Source organism: Rhizobium sp. S163 (genome assembly GCF_030380805.1).
Lineage (GTDB): Bacteria > Pseudomonadota > Alphaproteobacteria > Rhizobiales > Rhizobiaceae > Rhizobium.
The window spans coordinates 58,541-77,259 of sequence record NZ_JAUDSA010000003.1; the positions used below are offsets into that span (position 1 = coordinate 58,541).

General features: G+C 63.4%; 17 protein-coding genes and 1 pseudogene. 15 read left to right on the forward strand and 3 right to left on the reverse strand.

Features of this window, described 5'->3' with window-relative positions; all coding sequences use genetic code 11:
• Window positions 1-19 precede the first annotated feature (19 nt).
• The 8 genes and pseudogenes from scpB to QTL96_RS00440 all read left to right on the forward strand — a co-directional run bounded on the left by scpB (window position 20) and on the right by QTL96_RS00440 (window position 7,232).
• Window positions 20-727 (forward strand): SMC-Scp complex subunit ScpB, encoded by a 708-nt coding sequence (scpB, locus tag QTL96_RS00405; RefSeq protein ID WP_289727143.1) that lies wholly within the window; start codon window positions 20-22, stop codon window positions 725-727.
• Window positions 728-913: 186 nt separating this feature from the next.
• Window positions 914-1,123: a twin-arginine translocase TatA/TatE family subunit gene (locus tag QTL96_RS00410; RefSeq protein WP_047510174.1), complete on the forward strand. Its 210-nt coding sequence runs from the start codon at window positions 914-916 to the stop codon at window positions 1,121-1,123.
• A 48-nt stretch (window positions 1,124-1,171) separates the two neighbouring features.
• Window positions 1,172-1,726: pseudogene (tatB, locus tag QTL96_RS00415) on the forward strand (Sec-independent protein translocase protein TatB); the annotation flags it as partial.
• Window positions 1,727-1,857: 131 nt separating this feature from the next.
• On the forward strand, window positions 1,858-2,685 hold the full coding sequence (gene tatC / locus QTL96_RS00420) for a twin-arginine translocase subunit TatC (protein ID WP_018900081.1): 828 nt from the start codon (window positions 1,858-1,860) through the stop codon (window positions 2,683-2,685).
• Between the two features lie 97 nt (window positions 2,686-2,782).
• The gene (gene serS / locus QTL96_RS00425; protein WP_209233311.1) at window positions 2,783-4,066 is read left to right on the forward strand and encodes a serine--tRNA ligase; all 1,284 of its coding nucleotides are present in this window, start codon (window positions 2,783-2,785) and stop codon (window positions 4,064-4,066) included.
• A 4-nt stretch (window positions 4,067-4,070) separates the two neighbouring features.
• Window positions 4,071-4,838 (forward strand): 5'/3'-nucleotidase SurE, encoded by a 768-nt coding sequence (surE, locus tag QTL96_RS00430; RefSeq protein WP_111561384.1) that lies wholly within the window; start codon window positions 4,071-4,073, stop codon window positions 4,836-4,838.
• Window positions 4,839-4,844: 6 nt separating this feature from the next.
• On the forward strand, window positions 4,845-5,498 hold the full coding sequence (locus QTL96_RS00435) for a protein-L-isoaspartate(D-aspartate) O-methyltransferase (protein WP_113199541.1): 654 nt from the start codon (window positions 4,845-4,847) through the stop codon (window positions 5,496-5,498).
• Window positions 5,499-5,627: 129 nt separating this feature from the next.
• A complete protein-coding gene (locus QTL96_RS00440) occupies window positions 5,628-7,232 on the forward strand; it encodes a peptidoglycan DD-metalloendopeptidase family protein (RefSeq protein WP_289726290.1) in 1,605 nt (534 codons plus the stop codon).
• Between the two features lie 131 nt (window positions 7,233-7,363).
• Here QTL96_RS00440 and QTL96_RS00445 read toward each other — a convergent pair whose 3' ends face one another.
• Window positions 7,364-8,236, reverse strand: a complete 873-nt coding sequence (locus QTL96_RS00445; RefSeq protein WP_289726291.1) for an ATP-binding protein — start codon at window positions 8,234-8,236, stop codon at window positions 7,364-7,366.
• Between the two features lie 209 nt (window positions 8,237-8,445).
• Between QTL96_RS00445 and yajC the strand changes: the two genes are divergently transcribed.
• The 7 genes from yajC (at window position 8,446) to QTL96_RS00480 (ending at window position 15,075) form a co-directional block, all read left to right on the forward strand.
• Window positions 8,446-8,790, forward strand: a complete 345-nt coding sequence (gene yajC / locus QTL96_RS00450; protein WP_047510188.1) for a preprotein translocase subunit YajC — start codon at window positions 8,446-8,448, stop codon at window positions 8,788-8,790.
• Window positions 8,791-8,845: 55 nt separating this feature from the next.
• Window positions 8,846-11,377: a protein translocase subunit SecDF gene (gene secDF, locus QTL96_RS00455; protein WP_289726292.1), complete on the forward strand. Its 2,532-nt coding sequence runs from the start codon at window positions 8,846-8,848 to the stop codon at window positions 11,375-11,377.
• Window positions 11,378-11,381: 4 nt separating this feature from the next.
• On the forward strand, window positions 11,382-11,768 hold the full coding sequence (locus QTL96_RS00460; protein WP_113012207.1) for an Mth938-like domain-containing protein: 387 nt from the start codon (window positions 11,382-11,384) through the stop codon (window positions 11,766-11,768).
• A gap of 3 nt (window positions 11,769-11,771) precedes the next feature.
• Window positions 11,772-12,623 (forward strand): phytoene/squalene synthase family protein, encoded by an 852-nt coding sequence (locus QTL96_RS00465; RefSeq protein ID WP_289726293.1) that lies wholly within the window; start codon window positions 11,772-11,774, stop codon window positions 12,621-12,623.
• Between the two features lie 71 nt (window positions 12,624-12,694).
• Window positions 12,695-13,162, forward strand: coding sequence for a hypothetical protein (locus QTL96_RS00470; RefSeq protein ID WP_026283291.1), 468 nt, complete (start codon window positions 12,695-12,697; stop codon window positions 13,160-13,162).
• A 169-nt stretch (window positions 13,163-13,331) separates the two neighbouring features.
• On the forward strand, window positions 13,332-13,991 hold the full coding sequence (locus QTL96_RS00475; RefSeq protein ID WP_289726294.1) for a peroxiredoxin: 660 nt from the start codon (window positions 13,332-13,334) through the stop codon (window positions 13,989-13,991).
• A 46-nt stretch (window positions 13,992-14,037) separates the two neighbouring features.
• Window positions 14,038-15,075, forward strand: a complete 1,038-nt coding sequence (locus QTL96_RS00480; protein ID WP_018900069.1) for an MBL fold metallo-hydrolase — start codon at window positions 14,038-14,040, stop codon at window positions 15,073-15,075.
• Window positions 15,076-15,106: 31 nt separating this feature from the next.
• On the opposite strand, the gene trmFO is transcribed toward QTL96_RS00480, so the two are convergent.
• A complete protein-coding gene (trmFO, locus tag QTL96_RS00485) occupies window positions 15,107-16,540 on the reverse strand; it encodes a methylenetetrahydrofolate--tRNA-(uracil(54)-C(5))-methyltransferase (FADH(2)-oxidizing) TrmFO (RefSeq protein ID WP_289726295.1) in 1,434 nt (477 codons plus the stop codon).
• 102 nt (window positions 16,541-16,642) lie between these two features.
• Window positions 16,643-18,715 (reverse strand): pyridoxamine 5'-phosphate oxidase family protein, encoded by a 2,073-nt coding sequence (locus QTL96_RS00490; protein ID WP_289726296.1) that lies wholly within the window; start codon window positions 18,713-18,715, stop codon window positions 16,643-16,645.
• Between the last annotated feature and the right edge of the window lie 4 nt (window positions 18,716-18,719).

Genomic DNA, 18,719 nt, shown 5'->3' on the forward strand with positions numbered 1-18,719 from the left:
CGATCTGGAAGACATCGATCTGGAAAATGGCGACGCCGAGCGCGACAACGACGGCGCCGGGGATGACACCGTTCACGACGTGAGCGAGGCCGCGCGCATCGCCGAAGCCTTGGTCTTCGCCTCCGCCCAGCCCGTGTCGGAAGCCTTCATCAGTGATCGCCTGCCGAAAGCGTTCGACGTGCGCGCCATCATGCTGCGGCTGCAGGAAGAATACGCCCATCGCGGCGTCAATCTGGTCAGGGTCGACGATGCCTGGGCGTTCCGCACCGCCGCCGACCTCTCCTTCGTCATCCGCCGCGATGAAAACGAGGTGCGCAAGCTCTCTCGCGCCGCACTCGAGGTTCTCGCTATCATCGCCTATCACCAGCCGGTGACGCGCGCCGAGATCGAGGATATCCGAGGCGTGCAGACGTCGCGCGGCACGCTTGATGTCTTGATGGAAGCCGGTTGGGTGCGCTTTCGCGGCCGCCGCCGCACGCCGGGGCGTCCCGTTACGCTCGGTACCACCCGCGACTTCCTCGATCACTTCGGGCTAGAGGAACTGCGCGATCTGCCTGGTATTGAGGAGTTGAAGGGGGCAGGGCTGCTCTCCGGCCGCATCCCGGCCAATTTCAGCATTCCGTCGCCGTCGATGAACGACGAGCTGACCGAAGACGAAGACCCCATCACGCAGATGGATCTCGAGGAACTGGGCCTTCTTGCGCCCGGTGGGGCGTCCGAGGAATAGCCGGCTCCGTGTCTTTGTTTCGCCACGCCAAGCGAAAACAATTGTCTTCACGACTTTTCGACCGGGGACTATCTTGTCACGACGGTCGATACCGTGACATTAAGCGTCTATCTACGGGGAATTAGATGTTGGATTTGATGTCGGGTATTCTTACATCAATAGGGCATCACAACAGGAGTTAGCGTAATGGGTTCTTTTAGCATGTGGCACTGGCTGATCGTTCTGGTCATCGTGCTGTTGCTCTTCGGTCGCGGTAAAATTCCGGAACTGATGGGCGATGTTGCCAAGGGCATCAAGAGCTTCAAGAAGGGCATGAACGACGAGGACGCGCCTGAAGCTTCGAGCACGACCACTGCAGGCAAGACCGTCGATCACAAGGCCGACGAAACGAAGTAACCACGTCCGGGCAGCGCCGCCCCCGCGTTTCCCGTTCAGGAGCCTTGAATGTTCGATATTGGCTGGACCGAGCTGCTTGTCATCGCGGTCGTATTGATTGTCGTGGTGGGTCCCAAGGATCTGCCCCCGATGCTTCGTGCTTTCGGCAAGATGACGCAGCGCGCCCGCAAGGTCGCCGGCGAATTCCGTGCCCAGTTCGACGAAGCGCTGCGCGAAGCCGATATGGACGACGTGCGCCAGACGCTGAGCGACGCGCAGAAGCTTAACCCGGTGAACACGCTGCGCGAGGCAATGAACCCGCTTCGCCAGATGGGGAACGAGATCAAGGCCGATCTTCAGCGCGCGACAACGGTCGATAGCAAGACGGAAGCGCCGCTCGGCCTGATGCCGGCGCCTGAAGTCGCTCCGACCGAGACGCCTGCAGTCATGCCGGCTCCGACGCCGGTACCTGCGGCATCGGCCGCCGTGCCCGAGGCTGCAGCGGCAAAGCCCGCCCGCAAGCCACGCGCCAAGGCCGCCGACAAGTCGGACGCTGTAGCCGCCGTCGCGGTGACGCCGGCCGAAAAGCCTAAGCGTGCTGCCGCCAAGCCCGCAGCTGTCAAGGCAGCGCCGGCGCCAGCAAGTGCTGCGCCAGCCAAGGCTGCTCCCGCAAAGAAGACGGCCGCCGCCAAGCCGGCAGCTGTCGCCACGGCCGCGCCGAAGAAGCCGGCGGCGAAGAAAAAGAAAGATGAAGCATGAGCGGTGATATCGAAGACAAGCCGCAGCCGTTGATCGAGCACCTGATGGAGCTGCGCACGCGGCTCATGTGGTCGATCGGCGCCTTCTTCGCTGCCTTCATCGTCTGCTTCATTTTCGCCAAGCATCTCTTCAATGCGCTGGTCTTCCCTTACAAATGGGCGGTCCAGTGGGCGCATCTCGATGTCTCCAAGGCGCAGCTGATCTACACGGCGCCGCAGGAATTCTTCTTCACGCAGGTGAAGGTGGCCATGTTCGGCGGTCTCGTGATCGCCTTTCCGATCATCGCCGCGCAGATCTACAAGTTCGTGGCCCCCGGCCTCTACAAGAACGAGCGTTCGGCCTTTCTGCCGTTCCTGATCGCCTCTCCGATCCTGTTCCTGATGGGCGCCGCACTCGTCTATTTCTTCTTCACGCCGATGGTCATGTGGTTCTTCCTGACCATGCAGCAGGCGCCGGGCGAGGGCGACGTCGCCATCTCGCTCCTGCCGAAGGTCTCTGAATATCTCAGCCTCATCATGACGCTGGTCTTCTCCTTCGGCCTGGTCTTCCAGCTCCCCGTCATCACCACGCTGCTTGCCCGCGTCGGCCTGCTGACCTCGGACTGGCTGCGCGAAAAGCGCAAGTTCGCGATCGTCATGGCCTTCATCGTCGCGGCGGTGCTGACCCCGCCCGATCCGATGTCCCAGATCGGCCTTGCGCTGCCGACCATCATTCTCTACGAGATTGCCATCTACGCGGCGCGACTCGTGGAACGCCAGCGTGCTCGCGATGCGGCCACCGAGGCTGAAGGGTCCCAGGACGTTGCCAAGACGGACAACGTCTAGCGTAACCGCAAATCCTCGATGAGCGCTTTCCAATATCCGGTCGAGGCCCGGTCAGGCTTTGGCCGGGTCATCCTTTTTGTAACGACCTGGAACGACGATGCTCGATATCAAATGGATCCGTGAGAATCCCGAAGCCCTCGACGCGGCACTTGCCAAGCGTGGTGCCGAGCCCCTGTCCGAAAGCCTGATCGCGCTGGACGAAAAGCGCCGCACGGCCGTTCAGAAGGTCCAGGACATGCTGTCCCGCCGCAACGCCGCCTCCAAGGAGATCGGTGCTGCCATGGCGCAGAAGAACACCGAGCTGGCCGAGAAGCTGAAGGCCGAGGTCGCCGACCTCAAGGTCCTGCTGCCGGCCGCCGAGGAAGACGATCGCGCCTTCTCCGAAGAGCTGAACGACGCCCTTTCGCGCATCCCCAACGTTCCCCATGACGACGTCCCAGTCGGCAAGGACGAGGCCGACAACGTCGTGACGCGTGTCACCGGCGAGAAGCCGCGTTGGAACCATACGCCGAAGGAGCACTACGAAATCGGCGAAGCGCTCGGCTACATGGATTTCGAAACCGCCGCCAAGCTCTCCGGCTCGCGCTTCACCGTCCTGACCGGCCCGCTGGCAAGGCTGGAGCGGGCGCTCGGCCAGTTCATGATCGACCTGCACACCAGCGAGCACGGCTACACCGAAGTGAGCTCGCCGCTGATGGTGCGCGACGAAGCGGTCTTCGGCGTGGGCCAGTTGCCGAAATTCGCCGAGGACATGTTTCGCACGACGGACGGCCGTTGGCTGATCCCAACGGCAGAAGTCACGCTCACCAACCTCGTACGCGAGCAAATCCTCGAGCATGACAAGCTGCCGCTGCGCTTCACTGCGCTCACCCCGTCCTTCCGCTCGGAAGCGGGCTCGGCCGGCCGCGACACCCGCGGCATGCTGCGCCAGCACCAGTTCTGGAAGTGCGAACTGGTCTCGATCACCGACGCCGAAAGCTCGATCGCCGAGCATGAGCGCATGACGGCTTGCGCCGAGGAGGTGCTGAAGCGCCTCGGCCTGCATTTCCGCACGCTGACGCTCTGCACCGGCGACATGGGCTTCGGCTCGCGCAAGACCTACGATCTCGAGGTCTGGCTGCCCGGCCAGAACACCTACCGCGAAATCTCGTCCTGCTCGGTCTGCGGCGATTTCCAGGCGCGGCGCATGAACACGCGCTATCGCGGCAAGGAAGACAAGACCAACCGCTTCGTTCACACGCTGAACGGCTCCGGCACCGCCGTCGGCCGCTGCCTGATCGCGGTTCTGGAAAACTATCTGAACGAGGATGGCTCGGTGACCATCCCCGACGTGCTGGTGCCCTACATGGGCGGCCTGACGAAGATCGAAAAGGCGGCTTGAGACCATGCGCATTCTGCTTACCAACGACGACGGCATTCACGCGGAAGGCCTTGCGGCGCTGGAGCGGATTGCGCGCACACTCTCCGACGATGTCTGGATCGTCGCGCCCGAGACCGACCAGAGCGGTCTCGCCCATTCGCTGAGCCTGTCGGAGCCGCTGCGTCTGCGCAAGATCTCCGACAAGCACTTCGCGCTGCGCGGGACGCCGACCGATTGCGTCATCATGGGCATCAAGCAGGTGATGGAGATCAAGCCCGATCTCGTGCTGTCAGGTGTCAACGCCGGTTCGAACGTCGCTGACGACGTCACCTATTCGGGCACGATCGCCGGCGCGATCGAAGGCACGATGCAGGGCGTACGCTCCTTTGCGTTGAGCCAGGCTTACATTCGCGAAGGCGACCAGCGCATCCTGCCCTGGGAAGTCTGCGAGACGCATGCGCCGGCGCTGCTCAATAAGCTGATGTCGGTCGATCTGCCCGAGGGCACTTTCCTCAATCTCAACTTCCCGAACTGCGCGCCTGACGAAGTCGAGGGCACGGAAGTGACCGCGCAGGGCAAGCTCGCCTTCAATCTGGAGGTCGACGCCCGCGCCGATGGTCGTGGCTTTCCCTACTATTGGCTGAAGTTCGGCGAGCGCGCCGGCGCCTTCGTTGACGGCACTGATGTCAACGCGCTCAAGAATAGAAAGATTTCGGTAACGCCTTTGAAACTGGATCTGACCGATTATTCCGTACAGGACCGCGTGGCGCGGGCGCTTTCGGGTACGGAGTAAATCGCATTGGCGGCACGTCTGGTGGAGAAGGAAGAGTTTGCAGCACTCGTTTTGAGGCTGCGGGCCGAAGGCGTGTCCGATCTTGATCTGCTGACGGCGGTCGAGCAGGCGCCGCGCTCGCTCTTCGTGCCGCCTCAATTCGCCCAACAGGCCTATTCCAGCCGCACCATCCCGATCGAATGCGGCTCCTTCCTCGAAGGCGTCGATTTCGCCGTCCGCGTCCTGCATCACCTGAGGGTGAAGCCCGGCCAGCGTGTGCTGGAAGTGGGCACCGGCAGCGGTTTCATGACCGCTGTGATCGCCCGCATGGCCGAGCGCGTACTCACCATCGACCGCTACAAGACGCTGACCTCGAACGCCCAGAAGCGTTTCGAGACGCTTGGTATCCGCAACATCATCGTGCGCCAGGCTGATGGCAGCGCCGGCCTGCAGGGCGAGGGCACCTTCGACCGTATCCTCGTCACTGCCGCCTTCGAGAGCATGCCGCGCTTCTATGCCGACCAGCTGGTTTCCGGCGGTTCGATGATCGCGCCGCTGATCATTTCCGAGACCGAATGTCGCCTCGTGCGCCTGACCAAGACCGGCAGCCGCTTCGAGCGCGAGGAGTTGTTCAACTCCCCATACCTGCCGATTGTTCCGCGCGTCGCCTCGCAGCTCTGATCGCATCGTCGCTATGGTTAGCGATTTGTCAAAAATCGCAAGCCGATGCTTCTGCCTTAACCGGTTGGTAATGCTAACGCGCTTTAATCATACCCACAAATGGTTGCGTTATTCAGTGGGTCGAGTGTCATGCGTTTCAGCGTTTCGCCTAAGTTCGGGAAGTCTGCCGGTAATGCCCTGATCGTGGCTCTCCTGGCGAGTGCTGCATCAGGTTGCAGTTCCGATGTGACACGTTTCGGCGGTCTGTTTTCTTCGTCCGGTCAGGACCAGATGACGACAAATTCCATTCCTCGTCGGAGCATGAGTGGCCTTCAGGCTGACCCAGTGCCGCAGGCGGACATGCAGGGCGGCGCGATGCAGCCCAACTATGCCAACAACAATCAGTCGATGAATCAGCCCTATGCTAGCCAGCAGTCGACCTACGGCTCGAGCGCTCGCATGGCATCGGCTCCGGTTTCCGTCCAGCGCTCCGAGCTTGCCGCTCCCGGCGCCGTGTCGCAGGCCCCCATGGCTTCCGGCAACGTATCTGCTGCTCGCGAAAAGCAGGTCGCTCTCGCTCAGCCGTTCCCGGCCGCCAACGCGCCGCAGCATTCCAGCCAGGTCATCGTTCCGCCGAAGCGCAACGCCGACAACATCGTCACGGGCTCGACCCCGAAGGTCTCCGGCTGGTCCTCGACCAACGCTCCCTCGGTCACCATGCGTCCCGGCGAAAGCGTCGCGATCCTCGCCAACCGCTACGGCGTTCCGGAAAAGGAAATCCTGCGCGCCAATGGCCTGAAGAGTGCAGCCGCCGCCAGGCCCGGCCAGACCATCCTGATCCCGACCTTCAACGGCGGCAACGCTGCCAAGGCGGCCGCGCAGTCGAACGATCTCGCGAAGGGTGGTCAGGCGCCGCAGCCGGCCCGCGGCCAGGAACAGAACCTCGCGGTCATCCCGAATGGTTCGAACGCCTCGCGTGACAAGTCGATGGCAAGCGCCGACCAGTCCGGCAAGGCGCCCGTCGGCGCCGGCCCGAAGGGCGCGGGCGGCACCTACGTCGTCAAGTCGGGTGACTCGCTTGCTAAGATCGCCAAGGCGACCGGCAACAGCATCGACGACATCAAGGCCGCCAACAACCTCACGGCCGGCTCGATCCGCATCGGTCAGGAACTGAACATCCCGAACGGCAGCGGCTCCGCCGACACCATGAAGACGGCGTCGATCCAGCCGAAGGCGGAGCCCAAGCCCGCCGCACAGCCGGCATCCGCGCCTGAAACGGCCGCAGCCCAGCCCGCGACCTACAAGGCGCCAGTCGCCACCGAAAGCGTCAGCGATGCCGCCAAGAAGGAAGTGGCCTCGGCCGCACCTGAAGCCACCGGCATTGGCAAGTATCGCTGGCCGGTCCGCGGTGCCGTGATCGCCGCCTACGGCGCCAACGTCAACGGCAGCCGCAACGACGGTATCGACATCTCGGTTCCGCAGGGCACGGCGATCAAGGCCGCTGAAAACGGCGTCGTCATCTACGCCGGCAACGGCCTCAAGGAACTCGGTAACACGGTTCTCGTTCGCCACGACGACGGCACTGTCACCGTCTACGGCAATGCCGACACGCTGAGCGTGACGCGCGGCCAGAAGATCCAGCGCGGCCAGACGGTCGCCGTGTCAGGCATGAGCGGCAACGTCAAGCAGCCGCAGGTTCACTTCGAAGTCCGCAAGGACGCGACGCCGGTGAACCCGATGACTTTCCTCGAGTAGGTTGGGCCTCGAGTAGGTTAGGCCTCGAGTAGGTCAAGAGTTTCCTCGAATAGGTATTGTGTATCGAGGACAATGCAAAAGCCCGGCAGACGCCGGGCTTTTGTCGTTTCAGGCAATCGTGAAAGCGGCCATCAGGCTCTGTCGAGCGCGATCCGCTTCCGGCCCGCGAGGTCCTGGATATACTGCCAGGCGACGCGGCCCGAGCGGGCGCCGCGCGTGGTTGCCCATTCCAGCGCTTCCGCATGCAGCGTTTCGCGGTCGAGCGGCAGCTTGAAGTGGGCGGCGTAGCCGTCGATCATCGTCAGATAGTCTTCCTGGCTGCACTTGTGGAAGCCGAGCCACAGCCCGAAACGGTCCGACAGCGACACCTTCTCCTCGACAGCCTCCGACGGGTTGATTGCCGTCGACTGTTCGTTCTCCATCATGTGGCGCGGCAACAGGTGGCGACGGTTGGAGGTCGCGTAGAAGAGCACGTTATCGGGCCGTCCCTCGACACCGCCGTCGAGCGCTGCCTTGAGAGACTTGTAGGCCGTGTCGTCATGGTCGAAAGAGAGGTCGTCGCAGAAGACGATGACCCGGTGCGGCGTGTCTTTCAGAAGGTCGAGTAACACCGGCAGGCTGGCGATATCCTCGCGGTGAACCTCGACCAGCTTCAGCGAAACGCCGCTTTTACGTCTGACATCTTCGTGAACGGCCTTCACCAGCGACGACTTGCCCATGCCCCGCGCGCCCCACAGGAGCACGTTGTTGGCGGCATAGCCTTCGGCGAAACGCACCGTATTTTCGTGCAGGATGTCGCGCACGCGATCGACGCCGCGGATCAGCGCCAGCGCCACGCGGTTGGGGCGCTGGACAGGCTGCAAATGCTGGCGGGCAGGGGCCCAGACGAAGCAATCGGCTGCGTTCCAGTCGTTGGTGGCGGGCGGCGGTCCGGCGAGCCGTTCCACGGCATCGGCAAGACGGCGCAGTTCGCCGAGAATGATGCTGTTGACGTCTTCGGCCATGGCGTTTCCTCCTTGGGGCGTATGCGGCTGTGTGCCAATCGCTTTTCCTAGCCGGGTAGCATGGCCTTTTATAAGCGGAAAGGTTATGAGGCAGCGGAATCGGTACGGTTTTCGGCTGTTTCAGTTGCAATCGCAAAGACCATAATTATAGTCCGGCCACCGAGAAAAAAGGCGACAATCCGCCTCCGGAAAAGTTTGAGGAGATTAGCATGTTCATCACCCCGGCATTCGCCCAGGCCACCGACAGCGCGGCGTCGCCGTTCGGTTCCGGCTTCGAAATGATCATCCTGTTCGTGCCGCTGATGGTCGTCTGGTATTTCCTGCTCATCCGTCCGCAGCGCGCTCAGGCCAAGAAGCGTGACGAAGCCCTGAAGGCGATCCGTCGCGGCGACCAGGTCGTCACGTCAGGCGGTCTCGTCGGCAAGGTCACCAAGGTGATTGACGAAAAAGAAATCGAAGTCGAAATTGCTGATGGCGTGCGCGTTCGCGTCGTCCGCACCGGCGTCACCGAGATCCGCGTCAAGGGCGAGCCCGTAAAGGCAGACGCGGCATAATCATCACGCATATCCCACGAACCGGATCACCCGGATCTGACATAGTCGAGAGAAAATGCTTCATTTTTCCCGCTGGAAGACCCTTCTGATCTGGTTTGTGGTGCTGGTGGCCGTGTTGATCGCGGCCCCCAATTTCCTGCCGGTAGGCCAGTCCGGCCTGCTGTCTTCCTGGCTGTCCAAGCACCGCGTCGTTCTGGGCTCCGATCTTCGCGGCGGCACGCATGTCGTCTTTGAGGTCGATCGCGCCGATGTCGCGCGCCAGAAGCTGGTCGCCACCGTCGGCGAGATCAGCCGTTCCTTGCGCCAGGCCAATATCCGTTACACCGGGCTTACGGGCAACGACCAGACGGTCACCGTCAAGATCACCGACCCCGCGCAAGTCGCCGCCGCCGTCGCCGCGCTTAAAAATCTGACCTCGACACAAGGTGTCACGCTCAAGCAGAGCAATAGCGGCGACCTCACGATCGAGATCGCGGATGCCGCCATCGACGCCGCCATTTCTGAGGCGCAGGCCCAGTCCGTCGATATCGTCAGCCGCCGCATCGCCGGCCTCGGCAATCCGGATTTCGCGATCAAGCCCGAGGGTGCCGATCGTCTCGATGTCCAGGTCTTCGGCGTCATCGATGCCGAGCGTCTGAAGAATATCCTCAACGAGCCCGCAAAGCTCTCCGTGCGCATGCTCGACGAGACCATGTCGGGGCAGGACGCGGTCAACGGCCGCTGGCCGGCGAGCTCCGAGGTTCTCTATTCGCTGGATGATCCGCCGATCCCCTATCTCGTGGACCGCACCGATTTCATCACCAGCGCCAATATCGTCGATGTCCAATCCTTCGCGGACGCGCAGGCCGATACGGTAGCGATCCGCTACGCGCTCGACGCTGAAGGCACCAAACGCCTGGCCGAGAAGACGCAGCAGCACGCCGGCGGCCACCTCGCCATCATCTTCGACGATCAGGTTATGGCATCGCTACCGATCAGCGCTCCGATCCTCGACGGCAAGGGCGAGATCCCGGTGAGCTACACTGAGGAAGGCGCCAGCGACCTAGCCCTCATGCTGCGCGCCGGCGCGCTTCCGGCCACGCTGACGACGGTCGAGGAGCGCACGGTAAGCCCGGCGCTCGGTGCGGAATCGGCCCGGGCAGGGCTGGTCGCCGGCATTGTCGCCGCCATCCTGGTCATCGGCCTGATGTTCGGTTTCTATCGCGGCCTCGGCCTGATCGCCGCCCTGTCGCTGCTCCTGAACCTCATCCTCATCCTCGCGGTGATGAGCCTCATCGGTGCCACGCTCACCTTGCCTGGCATTGCCGGCATCGTGCTGATCATGGGCATGGCTGTCGACGCCAATGTCCTGATCTATGAGCGCATCCGCGACGAGGCAAAAACCGGCCGGCCGTTCTTCGAGGCGATCGACTACGGTTTCTCCCGCGCGATCATGACGATCCTCGATGCCAACGTCACCATCTTCATCGCCGCCGTCATCCTCTATTTCCTTGGCAACGACGCGGTGCGCGGCTTTGCCGTCACGCTCGCCGCCGGCATCCTGACCACAATCTTCACGGCCGTCACGCTCACCCGCTGGATCGTCGTCACCTGGCTGCACCGCCGCCATCCCCGGCATCTGCCGAAGGATGTCCACACCGGCATCTTCGATCGCGCCAACATCCGCTTCATGGGCATCCGCCGCTACGTCTTCACCGCATCGGCCGCCCTTTGCGTCGCCGCCATGGTTGGCTTCGCGGCGGTCGGAATGCATCTCGGCATTGATTTCGCCGGCGGTTCGATCATCGAGGTCAAGGCCAAGCAGGGTCCTGCCGACCTCGAGGATATCCGCGCCCGCCTCGGCGATCTGCCGATCGGCGACATCCTTGCCCGCAGGCTGGCCGATCCCGCCGGCGCGCTGATCCAGCTGGAAGCGCAGGGTGGCGGCGAGAATGCCGAACAGTCGGCGGTCACGTTGGTACGCGACGAACTCGCCAACGATTATGATTTTCGCCGCGTCGAAGTGGTCGGCCCCGCGATCTCGGGCGAACTCACCCGCGCCGCCTCGCTCGGCGTGCTTGCCTCGCTCCTCGTCATCCTGGTCTATATCTGGATGCGCTTCGAATGGCAGTTCGCCGTCGGCGCCATCGTCGCCACGCTGCACGACATAATCCTGATCCTCGGGCTCTTCGTGCTCACAGGCATCGAGTTCAACCTGACCAGCGTCGCCGCCCTTTTGACGATCATCGGCTATTCGCTCAACGATACCGTGGTGGTCTACGACCGCATGCGCGAAAACCTGAAGCGTTACCGCAAGATGCCGCTGCCGATCCTGATCGACGCGTCGATCAACCAGACGCTGTCGCGCACTGTGCTGACCGCTGCCACCACCATGCTGGCACTGCTCGCGCTGGCGATCTTCGGCGGCGAGGTCATCCGCTCCTTCGCCTTCATCATGTTGGCTGGCGTTGCCATCGGCACGTTTTCCTCCATCTACATTGCTGCACCGGTGCTGATCGTCTTCAAGCTCCGCCCGGATGCGCTCGATAACGATAACGACAAGAAAGTACCGGAGCCGGCCGCCCAGCCCGGCAAGCCGGCAGTGTGAGAATATGGCAAGAGGCATTGAAATACGCGAAGCGCATTTTCCCGGTCGCGCTCCGATTGATACCTACGGGAACGGCGGCTTCCGCTTCGCCGACATGTCGCATCGCGGCTCCATCCTCTGCCTGCCGTCGGGCATCCACGGCTGGAACATGGATGCAACCATGCCGCTGTCGATCGAAAATCTGCAGCGCGTCCTGAACGAAGCGTCCGAGATCGAATTCCTGCTGCTCGGCACCGGCGTCGACATGCGCCCGATCCCCGCCGACCTGAAAGCCGCCCTGAAGGCTGCCGGCATTTCCTCGGATTCGATGAGCACGGGTGCGGCGGTCCGCACCTTCAACATCATGCTGATGGAATCGCGCGCCGTCGCAGCGGCGCTGATCGCGGTCTGACGCATGGCCGATCAATCCTCGACGAACCAGGACATCTGCCTGGCGATGCTGCGCGACAGCGATCGCGACCGTTATCTCGCCTGCCTCCTGTCTCCCGAAGACAAGCGCGGCGCGCTGGCGGCGCTTTACGCCTTCAACGCCGAACTCGCCCGCATCCGCGATCTCGTGCACGAGCCGCTTCCCGGTGAAGTCCGCATGCAATATTGGCGCGATCTTCTGGAGGGAACCGCGCACGGTTCCACCGAGGCGAACCCGGTGGCGGCCGCGCTGCTGGCCGCGATCGAGGCGCATCGCCTTCCGCGCAAGACATTGTCGGATATGATCGACGCCCGCATCTTCGATCTCTACGACGATCCGATGGAATCGCGCGGCGCGCTGGAAGGCTATGCCGGCGAGACGGCCTCGGCGCTGATCCAACTCGCAAGCCTGATCCTGTCGCCCGACGAGGCGCCGCAGTCGGCCGAAGCGGCCGGCCATGCCGGCGTCGCCCAGGCGATCGCGGGATTGCTGCTCTTGATACCGCTCCATCGCCACCGCGGCCAGATCTACATCCCGCTCGAGATCCTGGCGGCGACGGGGCTCGACCGAGACATCTTCCTTGCTGGCGAAGACAAGGCGCGCATCTCGGCCGCCATCGAGGCCTTCGCCGGGCTTGGCCGTGACCATCTCGCGAAAGCGCGCAAGGTCGCCATCCCGCAGGCGGTCTTCCCTGCCTTCCTGCCCGCAGCACTGGCCGCGCCGGTGTTGTCGAAGGCGCAGAAGCTGGGGGCAGGGCTGTTCGATCGCTCGGCGCAGCAACCGCAATGGCGCCGCCAGATCGGCATGACCATGGCGCTGATGCGCAAGAAAATCTGAGGCTCGTTCAAACTCGCGCAAGCCTCGCGCGTTATAGCTGTCATCATCGCTTGCTTTGAATGGAGTGTGACGTGAGCATAATGATCTGGGCCACTCTTTTCGTGATGCTCGTCATCGTGGCCTTCATCGCCGTGCGCATGTCGGCGAAGCATGAGGAGCAGGGCCTGCACGATACCGGCCTTGCGATCATCGAGTTCAACCGCGCCTTCCCGACGGAAGCGATCCGCTCGCTGCAGGCAACGGCCAACGGCCAGGTGGTCTTCGTTCGCCTGCACGATAACAAGGCCGGCTTCATGCGCAGCATGCAGCGCCATTATTCCTGCCAGGTCATCCAGCCGGGCAGGGTGCGCGTTCAGAGCTCCGACAGCGGCAAGGGCCTGACGGTCGATTTCCTCGATACGCCGCACCAGAACGGCACCTTCGAATTCGCCTCGCCGAAGGAAGCCTCGGAAGTGGCCCTCTGGCTGCTCGGCAACTACGTCGCCGAACCAGATCGCGAACTGCCGCTGGCCGACCCGACCGCCGCGAACCACCGGTAAACCGCCCCCAATTTTCAGTCGAGCAATGCCCGGCCATGCGCCGGGCTTTTGGCGTTTTTCCAACCGCGCTACCTCTTTCGTGTCATATTGCCTTAGTCCTCAAAGTGGAGCATGTTTCGCGCACACCGCGAGGCCCCATGAATTTTCCTACAACTTATTGGAGGTAAGTATGCTTGCGATCAACGACATTGCTCCCGATTTCGAAGCGCAGACGACCGAAGGCACGATCAATTTTCACGATTGGATCGGCAGCTCCTGGGCGGTTCTGTTTTCGCATCCCAAGGATTTCACGCCGGTCTGCACCACGGAACTCGGCTATATGGCGAAGATCAAGCCGGAGTTCGACAAGCGCGACGTCAAGATCATCGGCCTCTCCGTCGATCCGCTGGATCGCCACGACGGCTGGATGAACGACATCGAGGAAACGCAAGGCACGCGCCCCAACTACCCGATGATTGCCGATGTCGATTTCAACGTCTCCAAGCTCTACCACATGCTGCCGGCAGCCGTGTCGGGTGATCCGACCGTCCGCACCGCGGCCGACAACCAGACGGTCCGCAACGTCTTCGTCATCGGCCCCGACAAGAAGATCAAGCTCATCCTCGTCTACCCGATGACGACGGGCCGCAACTTCGATGAAGTCATCCGCGTCATCGATTCTCTGCAGCTGACGGCCAAGCACAAGGTCGCGACGCCGGCCAACTGGCAGAACGGCGGCGACGTCATCATCGCCGGCTCGGTCTCCGACGAAGACGCCAAGAAGCAGTACCCTGACGGCTGGGTGTCGCCCAAGCCCTACATCCGCATCGTGCCGCAGCCGAAGGGCTAAGCCCGATCGCGGGACATCGATATCGGACAGAACGCAGGAGGCGAAGATGATCTTCCGTCAGCTTTTCGACCCCGCATCCAGCACCTACTCCTACCTGATGGCAAGCAGGCGGGGCGGGGAGGCGCTGATCATCGATCCGGTCCTTGAAAAGGTCGATCGCTACCTGCAGCTCATCCATGAACTTGACCTGAAGCTGGTCAAGGCCGTGGACACGCATCTGCACGCCGATCACATCACCGGTCTTGGCGCCTTGCGCGACAAGACCCACTGCACAACAGTCATGGGCGAGCAGACCAAGGCCGATGTCGTCTCGATGCGCCTCTCCGACAACGACAGGCTGACGATCGAGGGCCTGTCGCTCGATGTCATCTATACGCCCGGCCATACCGACGATAGCTACAGCTTCGTCCTTCCTGACCGTGTCTTCACCGGCGACACGCTGCTGATCCGCGGCACCGGCCGCACCGATTTCCAGAACGGCGATCCGCGCGCCCAGTTCGAATCCATCTTCGGCCGCCTGCTGAAGCTGCCCGATACGACGCTGGTCTACCCAGCACACGATTACAAGGGCGACACGGTCTCGACGATCGGCGAGGAGAAGGCCTTCAACCCGCGCCTGCAGGTGCGCTCGGCCGACGAATATGCCGACCTGATGAACAATCTCAAGCTCGCCAATCCGAAGATGATGGACGTGGCGGTGCCGGCCAACATGAAGATCGGCATGGATCATCACGACGTCGATAGCCACGGATGGTCACTGAGCGTCCGACAGGTCTTCGATCTTATGGGCCGGCCCGATGTCGCGCTGATCGACCTTCGCGAGGACAGCGAACGCCAGCGCCACGGCGTCATCCCGTCATCGCTGCATTTTCCCTATCCGGCGCTCGCTGAAAGCATCAGCGCCGGCGGCGTTCTGCATGAACTGGGCGTATCCACCACCAAGCGCCTGGTCTTCTACTGTGCCTTCGGAGAACGCTCCGCCATGGCCGTGCAGGCCGCGCACGATGCCGGCATCGCATCCGCCTGCCACATCGAAGGCGGCATTGACGCCTGGAAGAAGGCCAATGGGCCGGTCACCCACTGACCTGTCTTGGCTTGTGAACAAAGCCGCCTGATCAGGCCGTCTTCGCCACCGGCACAGTATCGCCGAGCCACGTCGCGCAATCGGCGAGCGCCCGCTTGGCGATCAGCTGCCGCTTCATGATCGTCTTGTCCTTGCCGCGAAAGCGCTTCACGCCCTCCGGCTTGACGATCGAGCCCGGTTCGAGTTCCGGAAACAGCCCGAAGTTGATGTTCATCGGCTGGAACGAGCGCTTGCCCGGTTCCTCGTCGTTGCTGATATGCCCGCCGGTGATATGGCCGAGCAGCGAGCCGAGCGCGGTCGTCGCAGGCGGCAGCGATACCGTCTCGCCCTTGCGCTCGGCAGCCGCGAACCGGCCCGCGAGCAGGCCGACGCTGGCGCTCTCGACATAGCCTTCGCAGCCGGTGATCTGGCCCGCGAAGCGCAGGCCCGGCCGCGACTTCAGCGTCAACGAACCGTCGAGCAGCGTCGGCGAGTTGATGTAGGTGTTGCGGTGCAGGCCGCCGAGACGCGCGAATTCGGCATTCTGCAAACCCGGGATCATCTTGAGGATCTCGGTTTGCGCGCCGTATTTCAGCTTCGTCTGGAAGCCGACCATGTTGTAGAGCGTGCCGAGCGCATTGTCCTGGCGCAGCTGCACGACGGCATAGGCCTTCACCGTCGGGTTATGCGCGTTGGTGAGCCCCATCGGCTTCATGGGGCCGTGGCGCAGCGTCTCGCGGCCGCGCTCGGCCATGATCTCGATCGGCAGGCAGCCGTCGAAATAGGGCGTGCCTTCCCATTCCTTGAAACCGACCGTGTCGCCGGCGATCAGCGCGTCGACGAAGGCATTGTACTGCGCTTCATCCATCGGGCAGTTGATGTAATCCTTGCCCGTGCCGCCGGGGCCGACCTTGTCGTAGCGCGACTGATACCAGCAGATATCCATGTCGATGCTCTCGCGGTAGACGATCGGCGCGATCGCGTCGAAGAAGGCGAGCGCATCGGCGCCGGTCTCGGCCTGAATGGCGCTGGCAAGCGACGGCGCGGTCAGCGGGCCGGTGGCGACGATCGCGAGATCCCACTCCTTCGGCGGAAGACCGGTGATCTCCTCGCGCACCACAGATATCAGCGGATGATCGTGCACCGCGCGGGTGACGGCTTCCGAGAACCCGTCGCGATCGACAGCCAGCGCGCCGCCGGCCGGCACCTGGTGCTTGTCGGCGCAGGCCATGATCAACGATCCCGCCATGCGCATTTCCGCATGGATGACGCCGACGGCATTGGCGGTCGCGTCGTCCGAGCGGAACGAGTTGGAACAGACGAGTTCGGCCAGGTGGTCCGTCTTGTGAGCATCGGTGCCACGCACGCCGCGCATCTCGTGCAGGATGACGGGAACGCCGGCGTTTGCGATCTGCCACGCGGCTTCGGAGCCCGCGAGCCCGCCGCCGACGACGTGGATGGGAGAATGGGAAGAGATCTGGGTCATGCGCGGCTGATTATCACGCCGCGCCATGACAGCAAACTGGATATTGGCAGGAAACCGGATATTTGAGCAGCATCTGCCGCACCTCGGTGGCCCCGCCATTCTCTAGAGATCGAGCTCCAGCCGCGTCTCGCCCTCGGCCGGAACCGCGCAACAGATCAAAGCCTCGTCCTCGGCAACCTCGGCCGTCGGCTCCCTCACATAGGCAACCGCGCCCGACAGCACCTTGGTCCGGCAGCTGCCGCAATTGCCGAGCCGGCAGCTGAACTCCGGCTGCAACCCGCGCGCCTCGGCAAGCTCCAGCAACGTGCCGCCTTCAGGCTCCCACCGCGCTTCCTTGGCCGATTGCGTGAAGTAGACAGGCACCGGCACATCCGCCGCCGCCCGAGCCTGCACCGGGGCAGCCTCGGCCGAAACGCCACCCGATCGCGCAACCGATGCAACACCAAACGCCTCGGCATGGATCCTGCCATCCGCGACATTCAGCCCACGCAGCCCGTCATAGACCGACTGCATGAAGCCCGGCGGGCCGCAGAGGTAGAAGTCGTAATCGTTGAACGGCAGCACGGCGCGCAACAGCGCCATGTCGATCCGCCCCTGCGCGTCATAGTCTCGACCCTCGACGGCGCCAGAGACATCCCCAAGCAGCCGGACCAGCCTGACGGCACCGCCAGAGGCCGCGACCAGCGCAGCTATCTCATCGTCAAAGGCACGCTCGCCCTTGCTGTGCGCGGAATAGAACAGCCATACCGGCCGCATTCCGCGCTTGCGGAACCCTTCGTAGACGACATGCCTGAGCATGGCGAGCAGCGGCGTGATGCCGATGCCCGCCGCCAGCATCACCGCCGGCCGCTGCTCCGCCGCATCGATGCCGAAGGCGCCACCCGGCGCGCGCGCCTCGATGATATCGCCGACACCAATGTGGTCGTGCAAGTGGCGCGAGACGACGCCCTCCCGCTTCACGCTGATACGATACTTGTTGTCGGACGGCGCGACCGACAGCGTGTAGGTCCGGATCAGCGGCCGGTCCTCGCCGGGGACAGTCACGCGTATCGGCAGATATTGCCCGGCCGCATGCGCGATCAGCCCGCCGCCATCGACGGGCTCCAGGTGGAACGAGCGGATGCCGGCACTCTCATCGACAATCCGTGCCACCCTGAGCGGCCGCCAGCGGCTCGCCATCTCGGCGGCAATGATCCGCCCGGCGGCGGCCTTCCAATCGCCGGTCATCAGCGCGTTCGGCGATTGCCCGTCGGCGCGCGAATTCCACCGAAGCGGCAGTGCATCCGCCCGATAGACGACACGACGCGGACGGAAGCGCCACAGACGCTCCGCGCCCTGGAAGGCCGCGATCTCCGGCGAATCCAGAACGACCTCGGCATCACCAGACAATTGCAGCAGGTCGCCGCTGTCGAAGTCGACGAAGACAAGCCCGGCGCGGCCATTGATGAGGATATTGCCGAGCGTATTGAAGAACAGATTGCCGGCGAAGTCGGGGATCGTCAGAACCCCATCCTCGCCGATCCGCACGAAGCCCGGCTTGCCGCCCCGGTGCGAAACATCCACTTGGCGCTCGCCATCGTCACGATCGGCATAGGAAGCAACGAAGAACGTGTCCGACTTCGAGATCAGCGCCACCGCCCGCGCATCCAGCGCCTCCGAAACGACGGGCGGCACGGCAGAGGAGACTTCAGGCTCGCGGCTGAAGCCGAAATCGCGCAGCTGGATATATTGCGGGCAGTTGCCGTAGGACTGGCCGACGGTGACGTCGAAGCGATCCGCCGCGTTGCGTGCGATCGTGCCGTTCAGCCGGTTCCGCCGGCGCGTCTGCAGCTCGATCCCGAGCATGCCGATCGCATCGCCATCCTCCATCCCCCGATCGGCCGGATCGCCCGGCTCGCGCGCAAGCTTGACGCTCAGCGTGTGCACATCGGGACTGTCGAGGAAACCAGGATAGTTCGCCCGCAGCGTCGCCCAGGCGTCGCCATCGGCATCCACCGTGCCGAGCACGATGAAGGGCAGCTGCGGGTAGAACTGGCGGTGCTGGTCGATCAGGTGGTCGCGCAGCACGCGCGCGCCCACATCCTTCATGCGCGCCGCGACGCCGGCCTTTTCCTGCAGGGCAATCTCCCCGTCATGCCACGGGGAAGGCTTTTCCGTCTGCTTCAAGGCAAGCATGACA

Coding starts and splice junctions, on each gene's coding strand:
- QTL96_RS00475 (WP_289726294.1), top strand. CDS start 13,332: ATGCTTGCGATCAACGACATTGCTCCCGATTTCGAAGCGCAGACGACC.
- QTL96_RS00460 (WP_113012207.1), top strand. CDS start 11,382: ATGGCAAGAGGCATTGAAATACGCGAAGCGCATTTTCCCGGTCGCGCT.
- QTL96_RS00465 (WP_289726293.1), top strand. CDS start 11,772: ATGGCCGATCAATCCTCGACGAACCAGGACATCTGCCTGGCGATGCTG.
- secDF (WP_289726292.1), top strand. CDS start 8,846: ATGCTTCATTTTTCCCGCTGGAAGACCCTTCTGATCTGGTTTGTGGTG.
- tatC (WP_018900081.1), top strand. CDS start 1,858: ATGAGCGGTGATATCGAAGACAAGCCGCAGCCGTTGATCGAGCACCTG.
- QTL96_RS00410 (WP_047510174.1), top strand. CDS start 914: ATGGGTTCTTTTAGCATGTGGCACTGGCTGATCGTTCTGGTCATCGTG.
- QTL96_RS00490 (WP_289726296.1), bottom strand. CDS start 18,715: ATGCTTGCCTTGAAGCAGACGGAAAAGCCTTCCCCGTGGCATGACGGG.
- surE (WP_111561384.1), top strand. CDS start 4,071: ATGCGCATTCTGCTTACCAACGACGACGGCATTCACGCGGAAGGCCTT.
- QTL96_RS00445 (WP_289726291.1), bottom strand. CDS start 8,236: ATGGCCGAAGACGTCAACAGCATCATTCTCGGCGAACTGCGCCGTCTT.
- QTL96_RS00480 (WP_018900069.1), top strand. CDS start 14,038: ATGATCTTCCGTCAGCTTTTCGACCCCGCATCCAGCACCTACTCCTAC.
- trmFO (WP_289726295.1), bottom strand. CDS start 16,540: ATGACCCAGATCTCTTCCCATTCTCCCATCCACGTCGTCGGCGGCGGG.
- serS (WP_209233311.1), top strand. CDS start 2,783: ATGCTCGATATCAAATGGATCCGTGAGAATCCCGAAGCCCTCGACGCG.
- QTL96_RS00440 (WP_289726290.1), top strand. CDS start 5,628: ATGCGTTTCAGCGTTTCGCCTAAGTTCGGGAAGTCTGCCGGTAATGCC.
- yajC (WP_047510188.1), top strand. CDS start 8,446: ATGTTCATCACCCCGGCATTCGCCCAGGCCACCGACAGCGCGGCGTCG.